Source organism: Desulfonauticus sp. (genome assembly GCF_055126295.1).
The window spans coordinates 18,716-39,565 of record NZ_JBSRHE010000001.1 but is presented as its reverse complement, the minus strand read 5'-3'; the positions used below and the strand labels follow the sequence as shown (position 1 = coordinate 39,565).

At 38.6% G+C, this 20,850-nt stretch carries 22 protein-coding genes; 1 reads left to right on the top strand and 21 read right to left on the bottom strand.

Annotation, left to right across the window (positions count from 1 at the left end):
• Positions 1-2 precede the first annotated feature (2 nt).
• The 21 genes from ACTCIM_RS00185 to ACTCIM_RS00085 all read right to left on the bottom strand — a co-directional run bounded on the left by ACTCIM_RS00185 (position 3) and on the right by ACTCIM_RS00085 (position 20,226).
• A complete protein-coding gene (locus ACTCIM_RS00185) occupies positions 3-647 on the bottom strand; it encodes a phosphoribosyltransferase family protein (protein WP_029967112.1) in 645 nt (214 codons plus the stop codon).
• Between the two features lie 43 nt (positions 648-690).
• Positions 691-1,788 (bottom strand): BMP family ABC transporter substrate-binding protein, encoded by a 1,098-nt coding sequence (locus ACTCIM_RS00180; protein WP_029967115.1) that lies wholly within the window; start codon positions 1,786-1,788, stop codon positions 691-693.
• Between the two features lie 23 nt (positions 1,789-1,811).
• On the bottom strand, positions 1,812-2,795 hold the full coding sequence (gene glpX, locus ACTCIM_RS00175; RefSeq protein WP_472313191.1) for a class II fructose-bisphosphatase: 984 nt from the start codon (positions 2,793-2,795) through the stop codon (positions 1,812-1,814).
• An 18-nt stretch (positions 2,796-2,813) separates the two neighbouring features.
• Positions 2,814-4,778: a transketolase gene (gene tkt, locus ACTCIM_RS00170; RefSeq protein ID WP_029967119.1), complete on the bottom strand. Its 1,965-nt coding sequence runs from the start codon at positions 4,776-4,778 to the stop codon at positions 2,814-2,816.
• 149 nt (positions 4,779-4,927) lie between these two features.
• Entirely contained in the window at positions 4,928-5,299 is a 372-nt protein-coding gene (locus ACTCIM_RS00165) for a 4Fe-4S binding protein (RefSeq protein WP_472313190.1), read from the bottom strand.
• A 3-nt stretch (positions 5,300-5,302) separates the two neighbouring features.
• Positions 5,303-6,379 carry a hydrogenase large subunit gene (locus ACTCIM_RS00160; protein ID WP_464279763.1) on the bottom strand — a complete coding sequence of 359 codons (1,077 nt, stop codon included), beginning with the start codon at positions 6,377-6,379 and terminating at the stop codon, positions 5,303-5,305.
• A gap of 8 nt (positions 6,380-6,387) precedes the next feature.
• The gene (locus ACTCIM_RS00155) at positions 6,388-6,735 is read right to left on the bottom strand and encodes an NADH-quinone oxidoreductase subunit C (protein ID WP_464279764.1); all 348 of its coding nucleotides are present in this window, start codon (positions 6,733-6,735) and stop codon (positions 6,388-6,390) included.
• Positions 6,722-7,174 (bottom strand): NADH-quinone oxidoreductase subunit B family protein, encoded by a 453-nt coding sequence (locus ACTCIM_RS00150; RefSeq protein WP_464279765.1) that lies wholly within the window; start codon positions 7,172-7,174, stop codon positions 6,722-6,724. Before ACTCIM_RS00150 ends, ACTCIM_RS00155 begins: the two co-directional genes overlap by 14 nt.
• A gap of 1 nt (position 7,175) precedes the next feature.
• Positions 7,176-8,015, bottom strand: a complete 840-nt coding sequence (locus ACTCIM_RS00145) for an NADH-quinone oxidoreductase subunit H (protein WP_029967130.1) — start codon at positions 8,013-8,015, stop codon at positions 7,176-7,178.
• 5 nt (positions 8,016-8,020) lie between these two features.
• Positions 8,021-9,931: an NADH-quinone oxidoreductase subunit 5 family protein gene (locus ACTCIM_RS00140; RefSeq protein WP_472313189.1), complete on the bottom strand. Its 1,911-nt coding sequence runs from the start codon at positions 9,929-9,931 to the stop codon at positions 8,021-8,023.
• A 138-nt stretch (positions 9,932-10,069) separates the two neighbouring features.
• Positions 10,070-10,789 (bottom strand): acyl-ACP thioesterase domain-containing protein, encoded by a 720-nt coding sequence (locus ACTCIM_RS00135; RefSeq protein ID WP_029967134.1) that lies wholly within the window; start codon positions 10,787-10,789, stop codon positions 10,070-10,072.
• Entirely contained in the window at positions 10,770-11,753 is a 984-nt protein-coding gene (locus ACTCIM_RS00130; RefSeq protein ID WP_472313187.1) for an Lcl C-terminal domain-containing protein, read from the bottom strand. The genes ACTCIM_RS00135 and ACTCIM_RS00130 overlap by 20 nt, the downstream gene beginning before the upstream one ends.
• Positions 11,741-12,955 (bottom strand): phenylacetate--CoA ligase family protein, encoded by a 1,215-nt coding sequence (locus tag ACTCIM_RS00125; RefSeq protein WP_472313185.1) that lies wholly within the window; start codon positions 12,953-12,955, stop codon positions 11,741-11,743. The genes ACTCIM_RS00130 and ACTCIM_RS00125 overlap by 13 nt, the downstream gene beginning before the upstream one ends.
• A gap of 10 nt (positions 12,956-12,965) precedes the next feature.
• Positions 12,966-13,760, bottom strand: a complete 795-nt coding sequence (locus tag ACTCIM_RS00120; RefSeq protein ID WP_464279772.1) for an ABC transporter ATP-binding protein — start codon at positions 13,758-13,760, stop codon at positions 12,966-12,968.
• A 3-nt stretch (positions 13,761-13,763) separates the two neighbouring features.
• Entirely contained in the window at positions 13,764-14,924 is a 1,161-nt protein-coding gene (locus ACTCIM_RS00115; protein ID WP_472313183.1) for an ABC transporter substrate-binding protein, read from the bottom strand.
• Positions 14,925-14,955: 31 nt separating this feature from the next.
• Positions 14,956-16,005: a branched-chain amino acid ABC transporter permease gene (locus ACTCIM_RS00110; RefSeq protein WP_029967150.1), complete on the bottom strand. Its 1,050-nt coding sequence runs from the start codon at positions 16,003-16,005 to the stop codon at positions 14,956-14,958.
• Positions 16,002-16,889, bottom strand: coding sequence for a branched-chain amino acid ABC transporter permease (locus ACTCIM_RS00105; RefSeq protein WP_029967152.1), 888 nt, complete (start codon positions 16,887-16,889; stop codon positions 16,002-16,004). Before ACTCIM_RS00105 ends, ACTCIM_RS00110 begins: the two co-directional genes overlap by 4 nt.
• A 1-nt stretch (position 16,890) precedes the next feature.
• The gene (locus tag ACTCIM_RS00100; protein ID WP_472313375.1) at positions 16,891-18,582 is read right to left on the bottom strand and encodes an AMP-binding protein; all 1,692 of its coding nucleotides are present in this window, start codon (positions 18,580-18,582) and stop codon (positions 16,891-16,893) included.
• Entirely contained in the window at positions 18,572-18,787 is a 216-nt protein-coding gene (locus ACTCIM_RS00095) for a hypothetical protein (protein ID WP_464279774.1), read from the bottom strand. Before ACTCIM_RS00095 ends, ACTCIM_RS00100 begins: the two co-directional genes overlap by 11 nt.
• A 3-nt stretch (positions 18,788-18,790) precedes the next feature.
• On the bottom strand, positions 18,791-19,579 hold the full coding sequence (locus ACTCIM_RS00090; protein ID WP_472313181.1) for an ABC transporter ATP-binding protein: 789 nt from the start codon (positions 19,577-19,579) through the stop codon (positions 18,791-18,793).
• Complete coding sequence (locus ACTCIM_RS00085) at positions 19,567-20,226, bottom strand: CBS domain-containing protein (RefSeq protein WP_464279777.1); 660 nt, start codon at positions 20,224-20,226, stop codon at positions 19,567-19,569. The genes ACTCIM_RS00090 and ACTCIM_RS00085 overlap by 13 nt, the downstream gene beginning before the upstream one ends.
• Before the next feature lie 261 nt (positions 20,227-20,487).
• Between ACTCIM_RS00085 and ACTCIM_RS00080 the strand changes: the two genes are divergently transcribed.
• Positions 20,488-20,850 carry a hypothetical protein gene (locus tag ACTCIM_RS00080; RefSeq protein ID WP_472313179.1) on the top strand — a complete coding sequence of 121 codons (363 nt, stop codon included), beginning with the start codon at positions 20,488-20,490 and terminating at the stop codon, positions 20,848-20,850.

Here is a 20,850-nt window from a genome sequence, read left to right as displayed (position 1 = left end):
ATTTATAAAACTTGAGGGTTAGGTAAGGAAGCAAGGTAATTGACAGGAAAGTCAAAATTAAATTTAGTATCTCCTTCTTTGGCTACAAAATACCCAGCCACTATGGATAGAGGAGGAGATAGTTTAAAAAAATTATTTACCTCTTCAATGAGGTCTTTTAAGGCATAAAGGGTACTTCCAGTACTTACCACATCATCTAAGATGATAACTTTCTTGTGTTTTTTTAAAAAATTTAAATCCCTTTCATAAAGGGCTAAAAACTTTTCTCCACTGGTAATAGAGCTGGAGCCCAATTGAATAACAGGCCTGGTCTTTGGTTCCATATGTGGTTTTACACGATTGTAAGCAATGGCTATGACTTCCAGGCCCAGTTCATTGGCCACTACCTGAGCAAGTTGTAGAGATTTTTCCACAGGAGTAAGTAGAGCAATGTCTTTTAAATCAGGGAAGTCTATTTTGATTTGCTGGGCCAGAAGTCTTCCCAGGTCCTGGTTTACCTTAGTTTGTCCCAGGAGATTTAAAGATACAATTTTTAACCTGGGTGACCCCTCTAAAACTACCCAGGGAAGTTCTAGGGAATAATCTAACCCTTTTATAGTTAAGGAATATTTTTCTCCCAGTTCAAAGTTATTTAAAGAATAACTCATCTTTTAGACCCTTAAATAAGGGGGAAAATTTCCCCCTTTATCTCTAATCAGGAATGGTGCCCTGTACGCCCTTAACCAGCCAGCGCATGGTTAACAGGTCGTGATCAGTAAGTTTTTCTCCTGGTTTTACCTTTAAGTTGCCTTTTTGATCATAAATAGGACCTACAAAGACTTCATCTTGTCCTTGTTTGAATTTTTCCAGCAGGGCTAGAACCTTGTTTTGAACTTCTTTAGGTACAGAAGGGTGAAAAGGACTTAAAGTTAGCATATTTTCTTCAAACCCAGCCCAGTAAGCTTCTGGTTTCCAGGTACCTGCCTGAACTTCCTTTACAACTTTTACGAAATAAGGCCCCCAGTTCCAGATAGTAGAAAGCAAAACACATTTTGCTCCATATTGAGCAGCATCTGTTCCATAGCCAATGGCCGGAACTCCCTTTTTACAAGCAGCCAGGCTACTATCAGGAGTATCAGCCATCTGTCTAATTAAATCATGGCCTCTAGAAATAAGGGTTTCAGCCAGGGTAGTTTCATTGATAGGGTCTCTCCAGGCTTTGAGCCAGACTACTGTGTTTACCTTTTCTGGATTATACTTGTGTCCGCCTTCCTTTAATCCTTTAAGCAAGCCTAAGGTAAAGGCATTGATGCCCCGAATGGGCTCTGGAATAGGATTGGTGGCCACAGTTCCCACATTTTTAAAGCCCATAAGTCCAGCCATATAGCCAGCTAGATATTCTGCCTGATACATCCTGGCAAAATAGTTGCCCATATTGGCTGCAGTCTTATAGCCAGAACAGTGTTCAAAAACCTGGTCAGGAAAGTCTTGGGCCACCATGAGCATGGGATCCATATGTTCAAAAGTGGTACCAAAGATAATATCATAACCTTTGCGAGCATAGTTGCGAAATACCCTTTCTGCATCAGCAGCCAACACCTTTTCAGTATAACTGACTTCTACTTCATCTCCCATTTTTTCTTGCAGGTATTTAATTCCATTGTAGGCAGCAGTGGTCCAGCCCATATCGTCAATGGTCCAGAGCAAAGCAAAGGCTACCTTTACTTTTTTCTTTTGGGCCCAGGCAGGAGCGCTTACTAAAAAGACCAACAGAAAAATGCTTAGAGCCAGAATGCTTGTTTTTTTCATGTTAAAGACTCCTTTTAGGTTTGCTAGTCATACTTAATGGGACTTATTTTCATTAATTTTTCCCAATTGTGTTCAGCTTCTATCCTTCTTATGGTGCCAGTCTTTCCTCTAATAACTAAGGAATGGGTAATGGCTCCTTTGCCAGTATATTTTACTCCTCTTAAAAAGGTCCCTCCAGAAATACCTGTGGCAGCAAAAAAGACATCATCACTTTTAATCAGGTCATCAACAGTAAAGATGCGTTTTAAATCATATCCACCTTCAGCCAGGGCCTTTTTTTCTTCTTCTTTTTGAGGGTCAAGACGGCAAAGCATTTCTCCACCCAGGGCCTTGATAGCACAGGCAGAAAGAACCCCTTCTGGAGTTCCTCCTGTACCCATCATCACATCCACTTCAGAAGTTGGGTCTACTGCCATAAGAGAGCCAGCCACATCTCCATCCGTATGGAGTTGAATCCTGGCTCCTGCCTTTCTAATTTCTTCGATAAGTTGCGCATGTCTTGGTTTGTCCAAGACAAAAACCACTAAATCGTCTACATCCTTGCCTAAAGCCCTGGCGATTTTTTTTAAATTGTCAGCTACAGGAGCATCCAGGTCAATTACTTCTTTGGCTTCTTCAGGCACTACTAATTTTTGCATATAATAGCTGGGGCCTGGATCATACATGCTACCCTGAGGGGCAAGACCTACCACAGAAAGGGCATTGGGTCTGCCCAGGGCCAAAAGATTGGTCCCTTCTACCGGGTCTACGGCCACATCCACTTTGGGGCCTTTGCCTGTGCCCACCTTTTCGCCATTATAGAGCATGGGAGCTTTGTCTTTTTCTCCCTCTCCAATGATAATGGTTCCATCTATATCCAGGCTATTAAAGGAAAAGCGCATGGCATCCACTGCAGCTTTGTCCCCAGCCTTTCTTTGTCCTTTACCCAGCCAGCGACCAGAAGCCATAGCTGCTGCTTCTGTAACTCGCACCAGGTCTAAAGCCAAATTGCGATTGGCCTGCTCCATAGCCACCTCCCCTTCAAATTAAAGGTTTTCTTTTACAAAAGCCAAAGCCTTTTCTAAGGTAAAACCATATTTTTCTTCCAGAACCTTAGCTGGAGCTGAAGCTCCAAAATGGTCAATTCCTAAAACTTTTCCCTTTAATCCTACAAATTGATACCAGATATCCGGACTACCTGCCTCAAAGGCAAAGCGCTTTTCCACTGCTGAAGGCAGGACCTGTTGTTGGTATTCCAGAGGTTGCTCTTTAAAGAGCTCTACGCAAGGCATGCTTACCACTCTGGTGGGAACATCTAAGGATTTAGCCACAGCCAGAGCCAGATGAACTTCAGAACCAGTGGCTATGATAATTACCTCTGGCTTTCCAGTCTCAGCCTCTTTTAAGATATATCCACCTCTGAAAACTCCTTCTGGAAGCTGAGGATAATTATTTTCATCTAAAACAGGCAAGCTTTGGCGGGTAAACAATAGAAAGCTTGGTCTATCCTTTTGTTTTAGGGCAATTTCTAAACAATACTTACTTTCATTGGCATCAGCAGGTCTAAAGACCAGAGAATTGGGAATAAGCCTTAAGGAACTGGCGTGCTCTACTGGTTGATGGGTAGGTCCATCTTCTCCCACATAAAAAGAATCATGGGTAAAAATATGTACTACAGGCAGTTTTTGCAGAGCAGCCATTCTCAAGGCATTTCGTTCATAATCAGAAAAGACCAAAAAGGTGGCTCCAAAACCCACCAGGCCGCCATGTAGGGTCAAGCCATTTAAAATGGCTCCCATGGGAAATTCTCGCACTCCAAAGGCCAAATAACGTCCCTGGGGGTTTTCCAGGTTATCAAATAATCCTACACTTTCTCTAAATTTAACTGTCTGGTTGGAAGGATCCAGGTCAGCAGAGCCTCCCATTAAATTGGGCAGGGTATCAATAAGACTTTCCAGGCAAGCTCCAAAGGCCTTACGGGTAGCTAAGGGAGTTTCTGGAGAAAAGTTGGGCCAGTTAAAAACCCTTTTTTCTGGAGCGCTAAAAATAAAGTCAAAAAATTCCTTTTTGCTTCCCTGAAGCCGGGCAACCTGACTTTGCCATTTTTTAGCCTCTTCTCGTAAGGTACTAAAACGAGCCTGAAAATGCTCAATCACATCTTCAGGCAGGTAAAAGTCTTCTAAAGGAAGGCCTAATTTTTCTTTGGTAGCCTTAATTTCTTCTACAGAGAGAGGAGAGCCGTGAGTTTTTTCACTGCCTTCCAAAGTGGCACATCCCTTGGCCATGGTAGTGTGCCCAATAATTAAAGTGGGCCTGCTTGTTTCTGCTTTAGCTTGAGTTAAAGCCTCTCTTATCTCTTGGTGATTGTGACCGTCTATTTCCAATACCTGCCAGCCAAAACTGGAAAAAAGTTGCTTGTAATCAGTACTATCACAACGGGCAGTAGGCCCTGCCAGTTGAATTTTATTGCTATCATAATAGACAATAAGTTTTCCCAGTTTCCACTTTCCAAAAAGAGAAGCACTTCCTAAAACCACAGGCTCCTGCATATCACCGTCTGAAGCCAGGACATAGGTATAATGATTGCAAATCTCTTCCCCCAACTTGGCCCGCAAAAAGCTTTCAGCTACAGCCATTCCTCCAGCCATAGCAAAACCTTGCCCTAAGGGGCCGGTGGTCGCTTCCACTCCAGGAGTGAGGTCGTGTTCTGGATGGCCTGGGGTTCTGCTTCCCCATTGGCGAAAGTTTTTTAGATCTTCTATAGATAAAAAGCCGCACAAAGTAAGTAAGCTATAAAGAAGCATGGATTCATGCCCTGCAGAAAGGACAAAACGGTCTCGATTAAACCACTTGGAGTCATCAGGATTAAATTGGAGAAAATCCTTAAACAACACATAGGCAAAATCTGCAGAGGACATGGCACCACCAGGATGGCCCGAGTTGGCCTTGCGTGTGGCATCAATAATTAATCCTTTGATAACATTAACACTTTTTACATCTAAGTTTTCCATTTTCTTTAATCTTTCTTTTAGGTTTGAGAGGTTAAACATTAAAAAAACAGCCGACAGGCGAGGGAAACCAAGAAAACCAGACAAAGTCAAGTCTTGATTTCCTTCTTTTTTAAGCAAAAAAAATTTTAGATACAAGGAATTTTTAAAAATTATTTCTTGTCTTGTTTTCTTTTAGGAGGAGTTCCTTTTAAGAGAATATCTTTTTTTTCTAAACAGGGTAAGGGAAAGTCTGTTGTATGAGTAAGACATTTTACAGGGCAGGCTGCTTCGCAGTTGCCACATAAAATACATAGATAAGGTTTATACTGCCAGGTACCTTCTTGTTTATTTATTTCAATACAATTGGCAGGGCACTTTAAAGAACAAGAACCACAAAAAATACACTTTTCTACTTGATTTTTTAAAATCCCTCTAACCTCAGGATAGGGAGCTCTTTTTTGATAGGGATAGGGCCTGGTACTTTTCCTTTTTAGCAAGTTAGTTAAAACTGTAGTTAAAAAAGGAGGAAATTTATACTCCATCTATTATCTCTCCGTACAACTAATACAGGGGTCAATAGATAAAATTACAACAGGGACATCTGCCAGTTCTATACCTGTCAACATTTTAGCTAGAGCAGGTACATTGGCAAAAGTAGGAGTTCTAATTCTAAGCCTATCTAAAAATTTACTGCCATTTGCTTTAAAGTAATAAAATACTTCTCCTCTTGGCTGTTCCACTCTAAATACATTTTCCCCTTCAGGATATCCTTTTACTTTTACACTTATAGGTCCTTCAGGTATTTTGCTTAGGGCCTGTCTTATTAAATCTATAGATTGAAACAGTTCAAAATAGCGAACTTGCATTCTGGCAAAGGAATCTCCTTCCTGGGCGATTACAGGTTCAAAGTCCAATTCTGAAAAGGCAGCATATTGGAGTTGCCTACAGTCTTGCGCTACGCCACTGGCCCTTAACACCGGTCCAACTGCTCCCAGATAAAGAGCTTCTTCTGCAGATAATATTCCTTTTCCTTTGGTTCTTTTGGATATAGTGTAATCTTTGAAGAGAGTATCTTTTACTTCTTCCAGTTTATTTTCTATTTCTTTTAATTCAGCTAAAATCCACTTTTGGTCTTCTGTACTTAAATCTCTTTTAACTCCACCCAAAATATTGACAGAAACTATAATTCTGTTTCCTGCAGTTTTTTCATTTATATCCAGAATCTTTTCTCTAATACGCCAGAAGTGATAAAAAAGACTTTCAAAGCCAAAACTATCTGCAAATAATCCTAACCACAGTAAATGTGAATGCATGCGATGAAGTTCAGACCAGATGGTGCGTAAGTATTTTGCCCTGGGAGGTACCTCCACTCCCATCATTTGTTCAATTCCTTCACAATAACAAAGGGCATGAATTTTAGAACAAATCCCACATACCCTTTCTACAACTTGAATCATTTTGTGAATGTCTTTTATTTCGCAAAGCTTTTCTAACCCTCGATGTACATAACCAAAACCAGGAATAGCTTCTTGAACAATTTCATCTTCTACAGTTAGAGAAAAGTGTAAGGGCTCTGGCAAAACAGGATGTTGCGGTCCAAAGGGTATAATTGTCTTGGGCATGATTTTTCCTATTTATTATTTTTTAAAAAAAGAGGATTTTTTTCTGGATAAAATAACTGTCCCTTGTAATCTATATTTAATTTAGCAAAACTTAATCCAAACTGGTCTTGAATTTCGTTTTCCAGTAAAAAAGCTCCCTCATAAATACAAGTAAGAGAGGGAATAGGAGTGTCCTTTGCAACTATAATTTTAAGATGTTTCAAGCTTAAATTTAGGTCAAAGGTGTACAGAAGTTCAAACTTTTCTTCTACCTGGGTGCAGCTTATACTTACCAGACGGTATTTTTTTTCTCTTAGTTCTTTTACCTGAGTAAGTAAGTCCTGTAAATTGATTATTTTATAACTAAATTTTTCCATTTTTTACCTTATCTTCTAAAAGTTCTACGCTTTTTAAGACTCCTTCTAAAATCGCCTCTGGCTTAGGAGGACAACCAGGGATATAAATATCCACAGGAATAATTTTATCCACTCCACCAATTACATTGGGAGCTTCTGCAAATATTCCTCCACTAAGGGCACAGGTGCCTACTGCTAGAATAACTTTAGGCTCTGGTATTTGTAAATATAAATTGTTTAATATTTCTTGATTTTTTCTATTTACAGTTCCAGTTACTAAAAAGATATCAGCATGCTTGGGATTGCCCACATTGATTACGCCAAAGCGTTCTGCATCATATACAGGAGTCAGGACTGCCAGAGTTTCTATATCACAGCCATTGCAACTACCACAGTCAAAGTGAAGCAACCAGGGTGATTTTTTTATTCCAGTTAAGAGAAGTCTTTTGATAAATTTCATTTTATCCTTTATATAACCAGATTAGATTAATTAAAGCCAAAATAATTCCCACAGACCAGGCATTTTTTAGCATAAAACGCCAGGTTAAACGGCTAGTAATGTTATCTACAATAATTTCCAGAAAATAGGTCAGGAAAACCAAAATTGTGCTCATAAAAAAACTATTAGCCCAAAATAAAGATATAAGGCCTAAAATAAATACCAGCTCAAACCAGTGAGCTAGTTCTACTATAGCCAGATAACTACCTGAATATTCTGTAAAAACACCTCGTACAATTTCTTGATGGGCGTGATGAGAGGCTGAAATGTCAAAGGGTGATTTTCTTAACTTGATAGTCAGGGCAAAGGTAAGGATTAAAAAGAGTAAGGGAAGTTTGGCTAAAAGAGGATAATTTAGTTTATAGATGGAGCTTATTTCAAAACTTCCGGTAACTAAATAGATTCCTACAATTACTGCAATAAGTAAAGGTTCATAAGCTATGATTTGAAAAAGCTCTCTTTGTCCTCCTATTTGACTAAAGGGAGAAGATACAGAAAAGGCCCCTAAAACTAAAAAGATAGAGCCTACAGCCTGAACAAAAAAGATTAAAAGTAAATCAGCTTGTAAAAAGAATAAAAAGGCACAGGTTATTGCTCCACATAAATATACATAGGCACAAAAGGAAAGCCAGTAATTGGAAGTTTTACTTTCTTTGCCTAATAATTTAAATAAATCATAAAAGGGCTGGAAAATAGGCGGTCCAATTCTGGATTGTAAGTAGGCTGTCAGTTTTCTATCTATCCCCAGAATAACTCCAATAGCAAAGGGGCTTAAGAGAAAAAGAAAAAGTTTAAGAAACATTGGCACTAACGCAGCCCTCCACCCAAAAAGAGTAAAATAAAGATTAAGGACAATCTATCTATCCAGAGAGCTAGTTTACTGTTTTCTATAACTTGCAATAAGTAATAGTTGCTGGTTTTAGGGATTACCCTTTGTCCCAGAGGATTTACATAACCAAAAGAGGACTTATCAATGCTTAATCCCGAAAAATAGGGAATTTCCAGAGGTTTTCTTTTGGCCTTAAGGAGAAAATAATGAGCAATAAAAAATCCTAAAATAGCCAGGGAAAATAAGGGAAAAAGAGGAAAGGAACCAAAACTATTTTGGAAGCTTCCTCCCAGCAGTAAATAAAGGTTATTTTTCCATATATGAGAGTAGGTTAGGATAAAGGGATAAATTTTTTCCTGGTATAACCAGGGAGAATAAGCTGGAAGTAAAAAAACAGCTAGCAAAAGAATAAGAAGGGGGATTCTGGTTAACAGGGATTGGGATTCCAGCTTTATTTTTTCTCTTAACTTATAGCCCATAAATAAACCTGCCCATCTAGCCCAGTAAAGCACAGTAACAGCACTGCCTAAGGCCAGCATAAGTACCAGCAGGATGTTTTGAGCAGAGCTTTCTATAGCCATCCACTTGCCTAAAAGCATACCAAAGGGTGGTAAAATCATGGCAATTGCCCCAAATGCAGTAATAATGGCAGTTAAGGGCATAAGGGTATAGAGATTGCGCATGTCTTCTAAGTTGCGACTGGCAATTTTTTGTTCAATGGTGCCAATGCATAAGAAGAGCAGGGCCTTGTTAAAGGCGTGGAAAAAGGTCAAAATTAAAGCAGCTGTGATACTGGCTGGAGTGTTGATACCTATACAGGCTATAATTAAACCTAAATTACTAATGGTAGAATAAGCCAGCACTTTTTTGGCATTATCCTGACCAATGGCCAAAAGGGCAGTGGCTAGAAAAGTAAAGCCCCCGCAAAGTGCCAGGGTGGTAGAAAAAAAGGTGTTAGCAAAGAGGGGAGAAAACCTTAAAAGTAAATAAATACCAGCTTTTACCATAGTAGAAGAGTGTAAAAGAGCAGAAGTGGGAGTAGGAGCTACCATGGCACCTAAAAGCCACTTTTGAAAAGGAAGCTGGGCAGATTTGACCATACCGGCCAGGCAGATGTAGGCCAAAAAGAGTAAAAACAAGCTGTTTACTGGCGCCTTTTGGACAATTTTAAGGATATCTACCGAGGGAAAAATAAAGTATAACCCTGTACTTCCTATTAGGAAAAAAAGCCCTCCCAAACTATTTAAACGCAAAGCCAAAAGGGAGTTGGCCACTGCTTCTTGAGTCCTGTCATGCCCAATAAGAAGATAAGAACAAAGCGTAGTTATCTCAAAAAAGAAATAAAAGTGAAGTAAATGATTGGTTATAATAAGTCCATTCATGCCAGCTACAAAAAGAAGCAAAATGCAAAAAAAGTTATTATTGGAAGTAGTTTTTAAGGAAAAGTGTTCTCTATGTTTTTGCATGTAAGGAATGGCATGAATAAAGATAAAAAGAGAGATAATATTTACAAAAAGAAGCATAATTTGAGAGATGTTATCTATATTGATTAAAAAGTTAGGACTGTTATCAATTTTTAATTCTAAAAAAAGTAAGAGTAGTAATGATGAAATGTTAAAAAATAGTATTGGTTTGTCTTTATTTTCCCATCCTTTTTTTATAAAAAAAAGTAAAAGTATAAAATCAAGAACAGTAATTAGGTGAGAGTAATTAAACTTTAAGTTAAATTGTGAATCAAATTTGTTGAGATTAAATATCTTTATGGAGATAATTGAAGTTGTTATGAGCGCTAAAATAGGAATGTATTTTGCTTTAGAAAAGGGAACAATATATACTAATAAGGCTGCCAGTAAAGGAATAGAGAGGAGAGTTAAAATATAAATATCCATTATATAAAGTACACTTCAAATTTTAATAGGTAGAAGGACTTTATTCTCACTTAGGGTTAAAAGTCAAGTTTTTCTTTATTCTCACTTAGGGTTAAAAGTCAAGTTTTTAATGGTGTTTTATTGCCTTTACAGGCAAGGCTAGAACTTTAAGTTCAAATTAATAGCCAAAAGAGGGGTAGAGGCTTGGTCCTCTAAGTTAAGTTGAATTAAGCCCTTTTCTCTTTTCCCTTTGCAAATAATTTTTTCTTTAGGCTTAGCAACTTCTTTAAAAAAGAGTACATCCAGGGAGTGCAGGTAAGAGTCTTCCATCTCTTGGGGCAGACTCTCTAGAGCAAGGGCGATAAGGATGGCATTGTTTACATGCTGATTTAAGTCAAAATCCAATTTGCGGGAAATATATTCTTCTTTCCAGGTATATCCACTATTTTGCTTTTCAGGTTTAGGTTTGGGAAAGGTAAGAATGTCCTTTTTATTTTCGTGTTTTTCCAGCCATTCTTTGGGTATAGAAGCAATTTTTCTCCTGTTTACATCTAAAAGAGACCACAAAGTGGTGCATTTGGCCAGAATACTATTTTCCTTTTCTATTAAAAAATCTCTTTTAGCAAAAAATTTATTTAAATTTACTGAACAGGTAGATATATTATAAAATTCATTTAAAGAGGGAAGATTATATATTTCCAGATAAAGCCTGGTAAGTACCCAGGAAAGTCCTTTTTCCCATAATAGATGACTGGAAAAAAATTTTTGACTGCTATCTTCATAGGCAGCTTGCTGGATAGAGTTAAGCAAAGATAACAAAGAAAGTTTTTTATTTTTATCTACTTCAAAGATTTTTACTTTAAATCGGGTTTTGTACATAAGTTCTTACTGGCAATAAAGAATAAAGGGGCTGTTCTTTTCTCCCCACTCCCACAGCTCCCTTGTCTAAGTAAAGCACAAAGGCATAGGTGGGTTCAAAGTAGCTGGTGGTAGAAGATAAATAAAGATTTTTCAAGTCCTTAAATCCCTGCTCCTTTTCCAGGGCTGGATACATGTAAGCACAATTGACCAAGCTTTCCAGTTCATTAATGTTGGGAATTCTCCAGGTATATTTAGAGGCAGAGTTAAACTCTTTTAAACAAGTAAAAGCTTCTTCCCAGCTTAGATTTTCTTCTAGATAACCCTTTTCTAACCAAATCAAGTTGGTGTTTGTGTCCAATATTCCATCTTCTACTTTCTTAAAACGTTTATCCATACTTTTCCCAAATTTATAAAATCCATCGTCAAAATCAATAAAACTCTTTTTTTGACCTGTAGATAAAATGTTTTTGCTTTCTCCAGCTACAGGACAAACTAGATAGTATTGATCCTTTCTTCCGTAAAACATTCTACTCCCTTCTAAGTGAATAGCCCAGGCATAATTGTTATCACTGGCTACAGTTGTGGAAGTCCAGTACCAGCCTAAGGTAGTGTTTTTAAAAGGATGAGGAGAGGGTAAAGCAGGCTTTTTATGGCCTGGAGAAAAAATACTTCTTAGCTCTCTACGGTTGGGTAAGCGCCAGTTATTTTTACCTAAAAAATTTTCTTTATTTAACTGATTGATTAAAGAGAAGGCTTCTGCCCAGGTTTGTGGAAAATCAAAAAAATTAAATTTTCGAGGAAATATTAAATTGGTTAACTTGTCCAGTACTCCTTCTTCTTTATAACTTGCAAATCTATTTTCCAGGCTTAATCCAATTTTAAATTCAGCATCCTGTCCTGTGTTTTGGCAATCTATTATTTCTCCTTTTTGATTATAACAATGTTGAAGATTGGTTTGCAGGATATAATTTACTTTTCCCATATTCTCTTATCTAGGATTTTTTTACTATCTTCAATCACGGGGCATTCCTCAATAAAAACAGAAAGTTTTATCTTTTCTTTTAATTGGGAAAATAAGGCCTTTGTATTGGTTTGTCCTTGAATATACAGAGTAAGTTTTTCTTTACCCTGGGGATTTTCTATGACCAATTGCCAGTTTTTTATCTCTGGAAAATTACTTATAACCTCTTGCACCTGATGTTCATAAACAAACTGTCCCTTTACTTTTACTGTGTTATCCACTCTGCCCACAATGGCCTTTATCCTGGGACTGGTGCGGCCACAGGCACAATAACTGTCATCTAAAATGGCCAGATCTCCAGTGCCTAAGCGAATCAAGGGATAGGTTGAAGAAAAGGGCGTGACCACCACTTCTCCTATCATACCAGGAGGGAGGACTTCACCGCTTTGGGGATCGCAGATTTCTACCCAGCACCTGGTGGAAAGGTGCATGCCCTGACCACATTCACACTCATAAGCAATACAACCTACATCAGCTGTGCCATAACCTTGCCTTAGGGTAAGGTTAAAACTTTTTTCCACTGTCTGGCGTAAAGAGGGAGTCAAAATTTCAGCTGCACTAAAGGCTACCCGTAAGTGAAAATCCTTATGCAGATCCAGTCCTTTGGCCTGAGCCCTTTCTCCAATGGTTTTTAAGTAAGAGGCCATGCCCACAAAGCCTGTAGCCTTTAATTTGGTCATCAGTTCTATTTGAAGATCTGTGTTTCCTGGTCCTGCTGGAATAATGGCGCAGCCCAAAGTCCTTAAAGGCTCTTCCATCATCAAGCCTGCTGGAGTCAGGTGGTAACTAAAGGTGTTTTGTACTATATCTCCAGGCCTAAAACCCATGGCATAAAAAGCCTCTGTCCAGCCCCAATAATCCTTCTCCCTTCCTTCAGGGTCAAATAGGGGGCCTGGAGAACTGTAAATATGGGCTAAATCTTGGATAGAAACTGCTAATAAGTCCTGAAAATTATTTTCCTGTAAGGATATGAGCTTTTTTTTGGGTAAAATGGGAATTTGTTCAAAGTCTTTTTCTGTGGAAATTTCCAGTTTATTTACTCTATTTTGAAATTCTTTAACCTTTTCAAAGGCTAGTCTTACTGTTTTAAGTAATTTTTGAAACTTTTTTTTTCTTAATTCTTCTCTTGGTAAAATTTCCCAGGGATTGTATACATCTGGCATAAAAACTCCTTTACAGCCAGCGTTTTCTTCGGCGATAGTGCTTTACTTCTCTATAACTTTTCTTTTCTCCTGCATGTCCCATGCCCAGATAAAATTCCTGTACATCAGGATTATTTAAAAGTTCTTGGGCTTCTCCTTCCATTACAATGCGTCCATTTTCCAGAATATAACCAAAGGATGAAATAGTTAGAGCAGCTCTGGCGTTTTGCTCTACTAAAAGTACAGAGGCCTTTTCTTCCCTATTGATTTGGGTGATAATATTAAAAATTTCTTCTACTAAAAGAGGAGCAAGCCCTAAAGAGGGCTCATCTAAAAGCAAAAGTTTGGGCTCAGCCATAAGGGCCCTGCCAATGGCTAGCATTTGTTGTTCTCCCCCAGAAAGGTATCCTGCCCATTGCTTTCTTCTTTCTTTTAAGCGGGGGAAATAATGATAGACCTTTTCCAGGTTTTCTTTGAATTTTTTGGGGTTGGTATAAGCTCCGCACCTTAGGTTTTCTTCCACACTCAATTCTTCAAATACCCTTCTACCTTCCATTACCTGAAAAATGCCCTTGCGTACTATTTTTTCCGGAGGTTCATTGTGAATGGGGGTGTTTTGATAAAGAATCTTTCCTTCTGTGACCTCACCATTTTCACTTAAAAGCAAGCCAGAAATAGCCTTGAGAGTGGTGGATTTTCCTGCTCCATTGGCGCCAAGGAGGGCTGTAATTTGGCCCTCCCTGACTTTTAAAGACAGTCCCTTTAACACCAAAATTATCTTGTCATAGACTACTTCTACATTTGCTAATTCAAGGATATAAGCCATAAACTATTTACCCAGCCATTCTTTTTTTCTTTCCAGATCAACTTGTTTTACAAAATTAAACTTACCATTTTTTATCTGATAAATAAATACAGACATGTTGGGGCGATGGTCATCAGGAAAATAACTTATAGGTGGAGTAAGTCCCAAGGGGTCATAATTGCGTAAAGTCTCTAAAGCTTGTTTAATAGCAGGACCACTTATTTGACCCTTTTGAGCAGCCAGTTCAATTCCCTTGGCCATTACCAGCATGGAAGCAAAGCCTCTGATATAGTGAGTCATTTGGACCTGGCCCTGGGTAAGGGATTCAATAATTTTCATCCCTGGCACCTGTTGTCCATAAATGGCTGCAGCTTGTAAAGAATAAATTCCTTCACAGGCTCCAGGAGCTAACTTCAGGATGTTTTCATCAGAACCCCAGATGTTTACAAAGAATACAGGAGAAAAGTTTAATTTTTTAGCGTCCTTTAAAATAACAGCTGTAGAAGGAGTAGTGCCCCCTATCCAGACATAATCTGGATTTTTCTTTTTTAAACTAAGTAATTGGGTAGTTGCATCAATGGCCTTAAGACTTACATTTTCTTCTCCCACGATTTCATAACCTATTTCCTGGGCGTATTCTTTAGCAGCAGGAATGGGGGCAAGACCATAGGGGTGATCTGGATAAATAAAGGCCAGTCTAGGCGCTCTAGGTTCTTTCCAGTTTTCTTTGAAGAACTTTAAGGCTGCTCGAATTTGAGTAGAATAATCAGCTGCAATAAAGAAGTTATAAGGTGCTTTTTTGGGATCTGTTAAATGGGCAGAATAAGAAGCAGAAAAGGTAGGTATTTTGTCTTTAGCTACAAAACGAGTTAAAGCCTCTGTATCTTGAGTTCCCCAGCCCTGAAGGGCTACAATCTTTTCTTTGTTTACAAAACGCTTATAAGCACTAATGGCTTGCTGGGCGTTGTAGGCATAATCTACTTGAATGGCTTTGATCTTGTATCCAGCTATGCCCCCTTGAGAGTTTAAATACTTCACACAGTCCAAAATTCCTTTTGCATAAGGTCTGCCTACTGCTGAGGTAGGACCACTTAAGTCAGAAAGCACTCCAATTTTTATCTCCTTGGCTGTAGCCAAAGAGACAAAGAGTAAAACCATTAAAAAACTCAACCAAATCTTACGCATAAAACCCTCCCCTTAAATAAGTTATCCCTTTTTAATGAGCAAAGGGATATAATTTAAAATAAGCCTTAATTAAATGCCAGCGGTGAGCCAGTCCTTCTGGCTCAAAAATAAGAAATAAGATTAAGATTAAACCAAAAATTCCTTCTTTTAGACCCAGGAGATAGGTGCTTATATCCGGGAAAAAAGCACTTAAATGTTGAGAAACTATAGAAAGAAATTCAGGCAGTAGAGTGATAAATACTGCACCAAATACACTGCCAATTATTTTACCCATACCGCCAATTATAATCATTGCCAGGTAGGAAATGGAAAGGTGAATGCCAAATTGTTCTGGAGTAATGTACATGGCATAAACAGCAGCAAGCCCTCCAGCAATACCTGCAAAAAAAGAACTTATTCCAAAGGCGTAAAGTTTGTATTGAAATAGATTTATACCAATTACTTCTGCAGATAAGTAAAAATCTCTTATGGACACAAAGGCCCGTCCATATTTACTGCGCATTAGATTACTTATGGCCAAAGTGGAAATAAGGGCAAAAAAGAAAAGTAAATAAAACATTTTTAAATCATTATCAAAGTAAAAGTTAAAGATAGCTGGAGCATCTAAAGCCAGGCCATTGGAGCCACCAGTTACGCTGTCCCAGTGCAAAAATACATATTCTAAAATCAGCTGGGCAGCCAAAGTGGCAATGGCCAGATAAATGCCTTTTAAACGCAAAGAAGGCAGGCCAAAAACAATACCTACTAAAGAAGCTACCAGGCCTCCCAGCAATAAAGCCTCAAAGAAGTTAATTCCCAGATTCATAAAATAACCTGTGGCATAGGCCCCAACTCCCATAAAGGCGCCATGGCCTAAAGAGATTTGGCCACAGATGCCAGTAATGAGATTGAGAGATACTGCTCCAATTACAGCAATAAAGATGAGGTTAAAGAGTGATAAGTAGTAACTATCTAAAATAAAAGGAACAATTAAAAGAAAAAGTAAAAATGCTCCTAAACAGGTTTTCTGAACAGGACTGGGAAAAATTTGATTTTCCTGGCCATAGCTTTCAAAAAAAAGACCGCACTTATCTGCCTTCATATCCTTTCCACCTCGTGACTGCCAAAAAGGCCATAGGGTTTAAGCATTAAAATAAATACCAAAATGATAAAGGCAGCTACTTCCTTAAAGCCCCCTAGATTGAAAAGTTCCTTAGCCAGTCCATCACATAAGTTTTCCAGCACTCCAATGATAAGGCCGCCCAGGGCTGCGCCCAATAAACTGTCTAATCCCCCCAAGATAACTGCTGGAAATACCTTTAACCCCATGGCTCCCAATTGAGAATTTATGCCATTAATATTGCCCAAAATTACTCCTCCAATAGAGGAAACCACACAGGCAATACACCAGGAAAGGGCAAAGATGTTTTTGATGCCAATACCCATGGACTGGGCTGCCTGCTGGTCAAAAGCAGTGGCTCGCATGGCAATCCCTATGGAAGAGTATTTAAAGAAGAGGGAAAAGATGGTAAACAAAATTACAGCTAAAATAAAAGCTGCTATGTACACAGGGGAAATGGGAAGCCCTAAGAGAAAAATGGGTTCATGGGGTAAAACCTGAGGATAGACTTTTATTTGAGTGCCCCAGATAAGCTGTACCAGGGCCTTTAAAACAGAGGAAAGCCCAATGGTAACCATAATTACACTAATTATGGGTTCGCCAATAAGTGGCCTTAGAATCAAACGCTCAATGCTTAGCCCTAGGATAAGGGAAAAGAGCAGGGTCAGGACAAAGGAGGCTAAAAAGGGTAGACCTGCCTGAACTGTAAGGGCAAAGCAGACATAGGCCCCTACCATAACTAACTCGCCCTGAGCAAAGTTGACCACCTTGGTGGCCTTGTAAATAATTACAAAGCCCAAAGCCACCAGGGAATAAATACTTCCCACTACCAAGCCGTTTATAATCAGTTGAAGATAGTATTCCATGTTAATTGGTCCCTTGAATTTTTATTTTTCCAGTTAGTATTTTTTTACGCCCATCTTGATAAATGATTTCTGTTTTTAAGTTTACTTCCTTTTCTTCTGCATACATGGCTTCTATTAAATCTTGATACCTTTCCTGTACAAATTTACGGCGTATTTTTCTGGTACGGGTAAGCTCTCCATCATCTGCATCCAGTTCCTTAAACAAAATAGCAAAATATTTTATTTTGTTTTTTTCAGGCAAAGTTGTATTTATATCTTTTATTTCTTGTTGAATAAGGGCATATACTTCTTCTTTACTGGCCAGGTCTTGATAGGTGGTATAGGTAAGCAGGTTTTGTTCTGCCCATCTACCCACAATATCCTGGTCTATACAGACAATAGCTACAATATAATCTCTGTTTTCTCCCACTACCATTGCCTCTTTGATATAAGGAGAAAATTTGAGTTTGTTTTCCAGAAATTGAGGAGAAAACTTGGTACCATCTTTTAAGTGCATAACATCTTTTAAACGGTCAATTACAACCAACTGTCCATTCTCTTTAAAATAACCTGCATCTCCAGACTTAAGCCAGCCCTGGACAATGGTTTCTTCTGTAGCCTGGGGATTTTTAAAGTAGCCCTGAAAAACCGCAGGGCTTTTGGATAGAATTTCTCCTTGTTCTGAGATTTTTATTTCAGTTTCTGGAATAGGTTTGCCCACGGTATCAAAGTCTATTTCCCCATCTCGGTGAATACAGGAAATGCCAGCTATTTCAGTCTGGCCGTAAATTTGTTTTAAATTTACTCCCAGGGCATGAAAAAAACGAAAAGTATCAGGTCCTAGGGCAGCTCCTCCAGTAGAGGCAGAGCGAATTCTGGAAAAGCCCAACCTATCTCTTACAGCTCGAAATAAAAATACATTGGCTAAAAAGTATTGAAATTTAATCCACCAGGAAACCTTTTCCTGGTTTAAGACCTTATTCGCATATTTTAAGCCCAGGGGATAAAAAAGGTTGTAGAGAAACCTTTTAACAGGAGTGGTTTCCATAATCTTGACCTGGACTCTGGCTGCCAGATTTTCCCATACTCTAGGAGGAGAAAAGATTAAATGAGGTCCTATTTCCCGAATGTTTTCCTGCACTGTATCTGGCTCTTCTGGAAAATTAACGCAAAAACCAAATAAAAGGGCAGAGGCCACAGACATCATCTGTTCACCCATCCAGGCCAGAGGCAAAAAAGAGACAAATTCATCACTGGGATACTTGGGGTCTACCAACCCCAGGTTCCAGGCCATGGACAGAAGATTTTGGTGCGAAAGCATGGCCAGCTTGGGTTTGCCTGTGGTACCCGAAGTAGTAGCAATAAGACAGGTATCTTCAGGGTTTAAAGACTTTAGCCAATGAGGAAAATTCTGCTTTTCCTCTTTGCCCAGTTTTTCCACATCCCTGAAATCCATAAGCCCTGGGACTCGATAATTACTGAGACCTTTGGGGTCGTGATAGACGATGTACTTGAGGTGGGGAAGCTTTTCTCTTAGGGTGAGTATTTTATCCACCTGTTCCTGGTCTTCAGCCACAACTATTTTGGCTTCTGTAAGTTCAAATACATAATCTATTTCTGAAGCTGGAGCATCTTGGTAAAGACCTAAAGCAATTCCCCCTAAAGCCTGGATTGCCAGCTCTGCAAAGAGCCATTCTGGCCTGTTATCTCCGATTAAAATGAGGATATCTTTTCGGCCCAGGCCCAGTTTTTTTTAATCCTCCAGCAAAAGCTGCAGTGTGTTCGTAAAAGTCTAGCCAGGAAAACTTTTGCCAGATGCCCAGATATTTTTCCCGCAGGGCTGTTTTTTTAGGCCATTTTTCCTTATTTTGCCAGAGCAAATGAGGTAGAGTGGTGGCGTAAGGTTTTTTCTTTTCCATAACTTAGCGTCCTAAAAATAAACTATCTTCTTGTCCCAGGTAAGCAGCAATAACTTGGGGATTTTTTTGAATTTCTTCAGGCGTGCCAGTGGCTAATACCTGCCCAAAGTCCAGAACCACAACTTCATCAGAAATATCCATTACCACTCCCATGTCGTGCTCTACCAACAAAATACTTGTTTTCCAGTCTTCATTGATGTCCAGGATATATCTGGCCATGTCTTCGGTCTCTTCCAGGTTCATCCCGGCCATGGGTTCATCTAAAAGTAATAGTTTAGGTTCCAGGGCCAAAGCCCTTCCCAATTCCACTCGCTTTTGCACGCCATAGGGAAGAGAGCCTACAATTTTGTGTCGGTAAGGAGAGAGATTGAGAAAATCTATAATTTCTTCCACGCGCAAGCGATGTGTTTCTTCTTCTCTTTTGGTCTTGCCAAAATAGAAAAAAGAGGAAAACAAGCCATACTGGAGATGGCTGTGTCGTCCCACCATGAGATTATCCAGTACGCTTAAGCCCTTAAAAAGGGCAATGTTTTGAAAGGTCCTGGCAATACCCAGCCTGGCTCGTTTGTAGGGAGGCAAGTGCAAAATGTTTTCTCCCAGGAAACGAATACTTCCCCGATCAGGTGTGTACCTACCACTGATACAATTAAGCATACTGGTTTTGCCTGCTCCATTGGGGCCAATGAGAGAGACTATTTTTCCAGCAGGAATGTTAAAACTGACACTAACTAAGGCGGCAATACCTTTAAAAGTAAGAGTAACCTTATCTACTTCTAAGATTAATTTTCCCATTGATCTGCAAAATCCTCTGGTCCTATAATGGTGTAGTTACGGTTAATAAGCTCTTTAACTATTGGAGTTGGGTCATCTGTTTGTACTCTTAAGACAACAATTCTTTTATTTTGATGGAAAAAAGTACCTGTAGATATTATACTAAAGCCAAGCTCTGCAATAAAAGAGGAAACTTCAGCAATTACTCCAGTCCTATCTTCTACTTCAAAAGTAATTCTGGCTCCTCCCTGTCTAAGTCCCATTTCTTCTACTAACACTTCTAGCATAACTGACCTATTTATATAACCTATGAGTTTATTTTTTCTATTAACCACTGCCAATCCTGGTAAGTCCTTTTCGTACATTATTTGAGCTGCAACTTCTATTTCTGTAGAAGGGTGTACACTTACAATGTCTTTGCGAATCAGCTTTTCTACAGTTAATTTGGCCAGAATGTAGTTAATTTCATGTTTACTCAAAGAAGTAGCTAGAGAAGGAAGGGCCTGACGCACATCTTCCTTGCGCAAATATCCCAGAAGTTTTCCTTTCTCATCAGTAATTAAAAGCATCCACAGTTTATTTTCTTCCATAATCTTGTCTGCATCAACCACTAAATCCTGAGGAGAAAGGGTGGGAAATTGGGTAATCATTTTTAAGCCAACATACATAAAAGCCTCCTTTAAAAGTTTTTTTTAGTCTTATTAAAAGTTTTTTCGTCAGTGGCTGTTTTTTTTCTGTTATCGGCCAGATTAATTCTTTGGATTCTAAAAAACTAAAATTTTAAAAAGTTTTACCTTTAAGTAAACGAAAGTAAAAACAAAAAGCAAGTTTTTCCTTCTAACCTTCTTAAAATAAAGCAAAATCCTTGACTTTTTTCCCAAAAAACGGCCAGAATAGTGCGAAAACTTTGAAATTGAGGAGCAGTTTAAATGCAGATTGTTGATTTTAAGGAATTAAACGAAAATCTAACTTTTTTTCTTAAAGCCCATAAAATTATTTTTCAGGAAAATAGTCTGGATAAAGCCTGTGCGAAGTTGTGCCAGGAAATAGGGAAAAGGCCAGAATACAAACTTGTATCTCTAATATTAGTTGCAGAAAAATCTTTTTTTTATGTGTGTTCGGATAAGGAAACAGAACACAAACTTGGTTTGTGGTTTAAGGAAAACAAGGAAAAATTGGAAAAAAATGGATGTCCTATAGAAAAATATTTTCAAGACAATAATTTTCTTGAATTTACTCTTACAAATTTAATTCCTGAAATAGACTTTTTAAAAGATATATTAAATAAATAG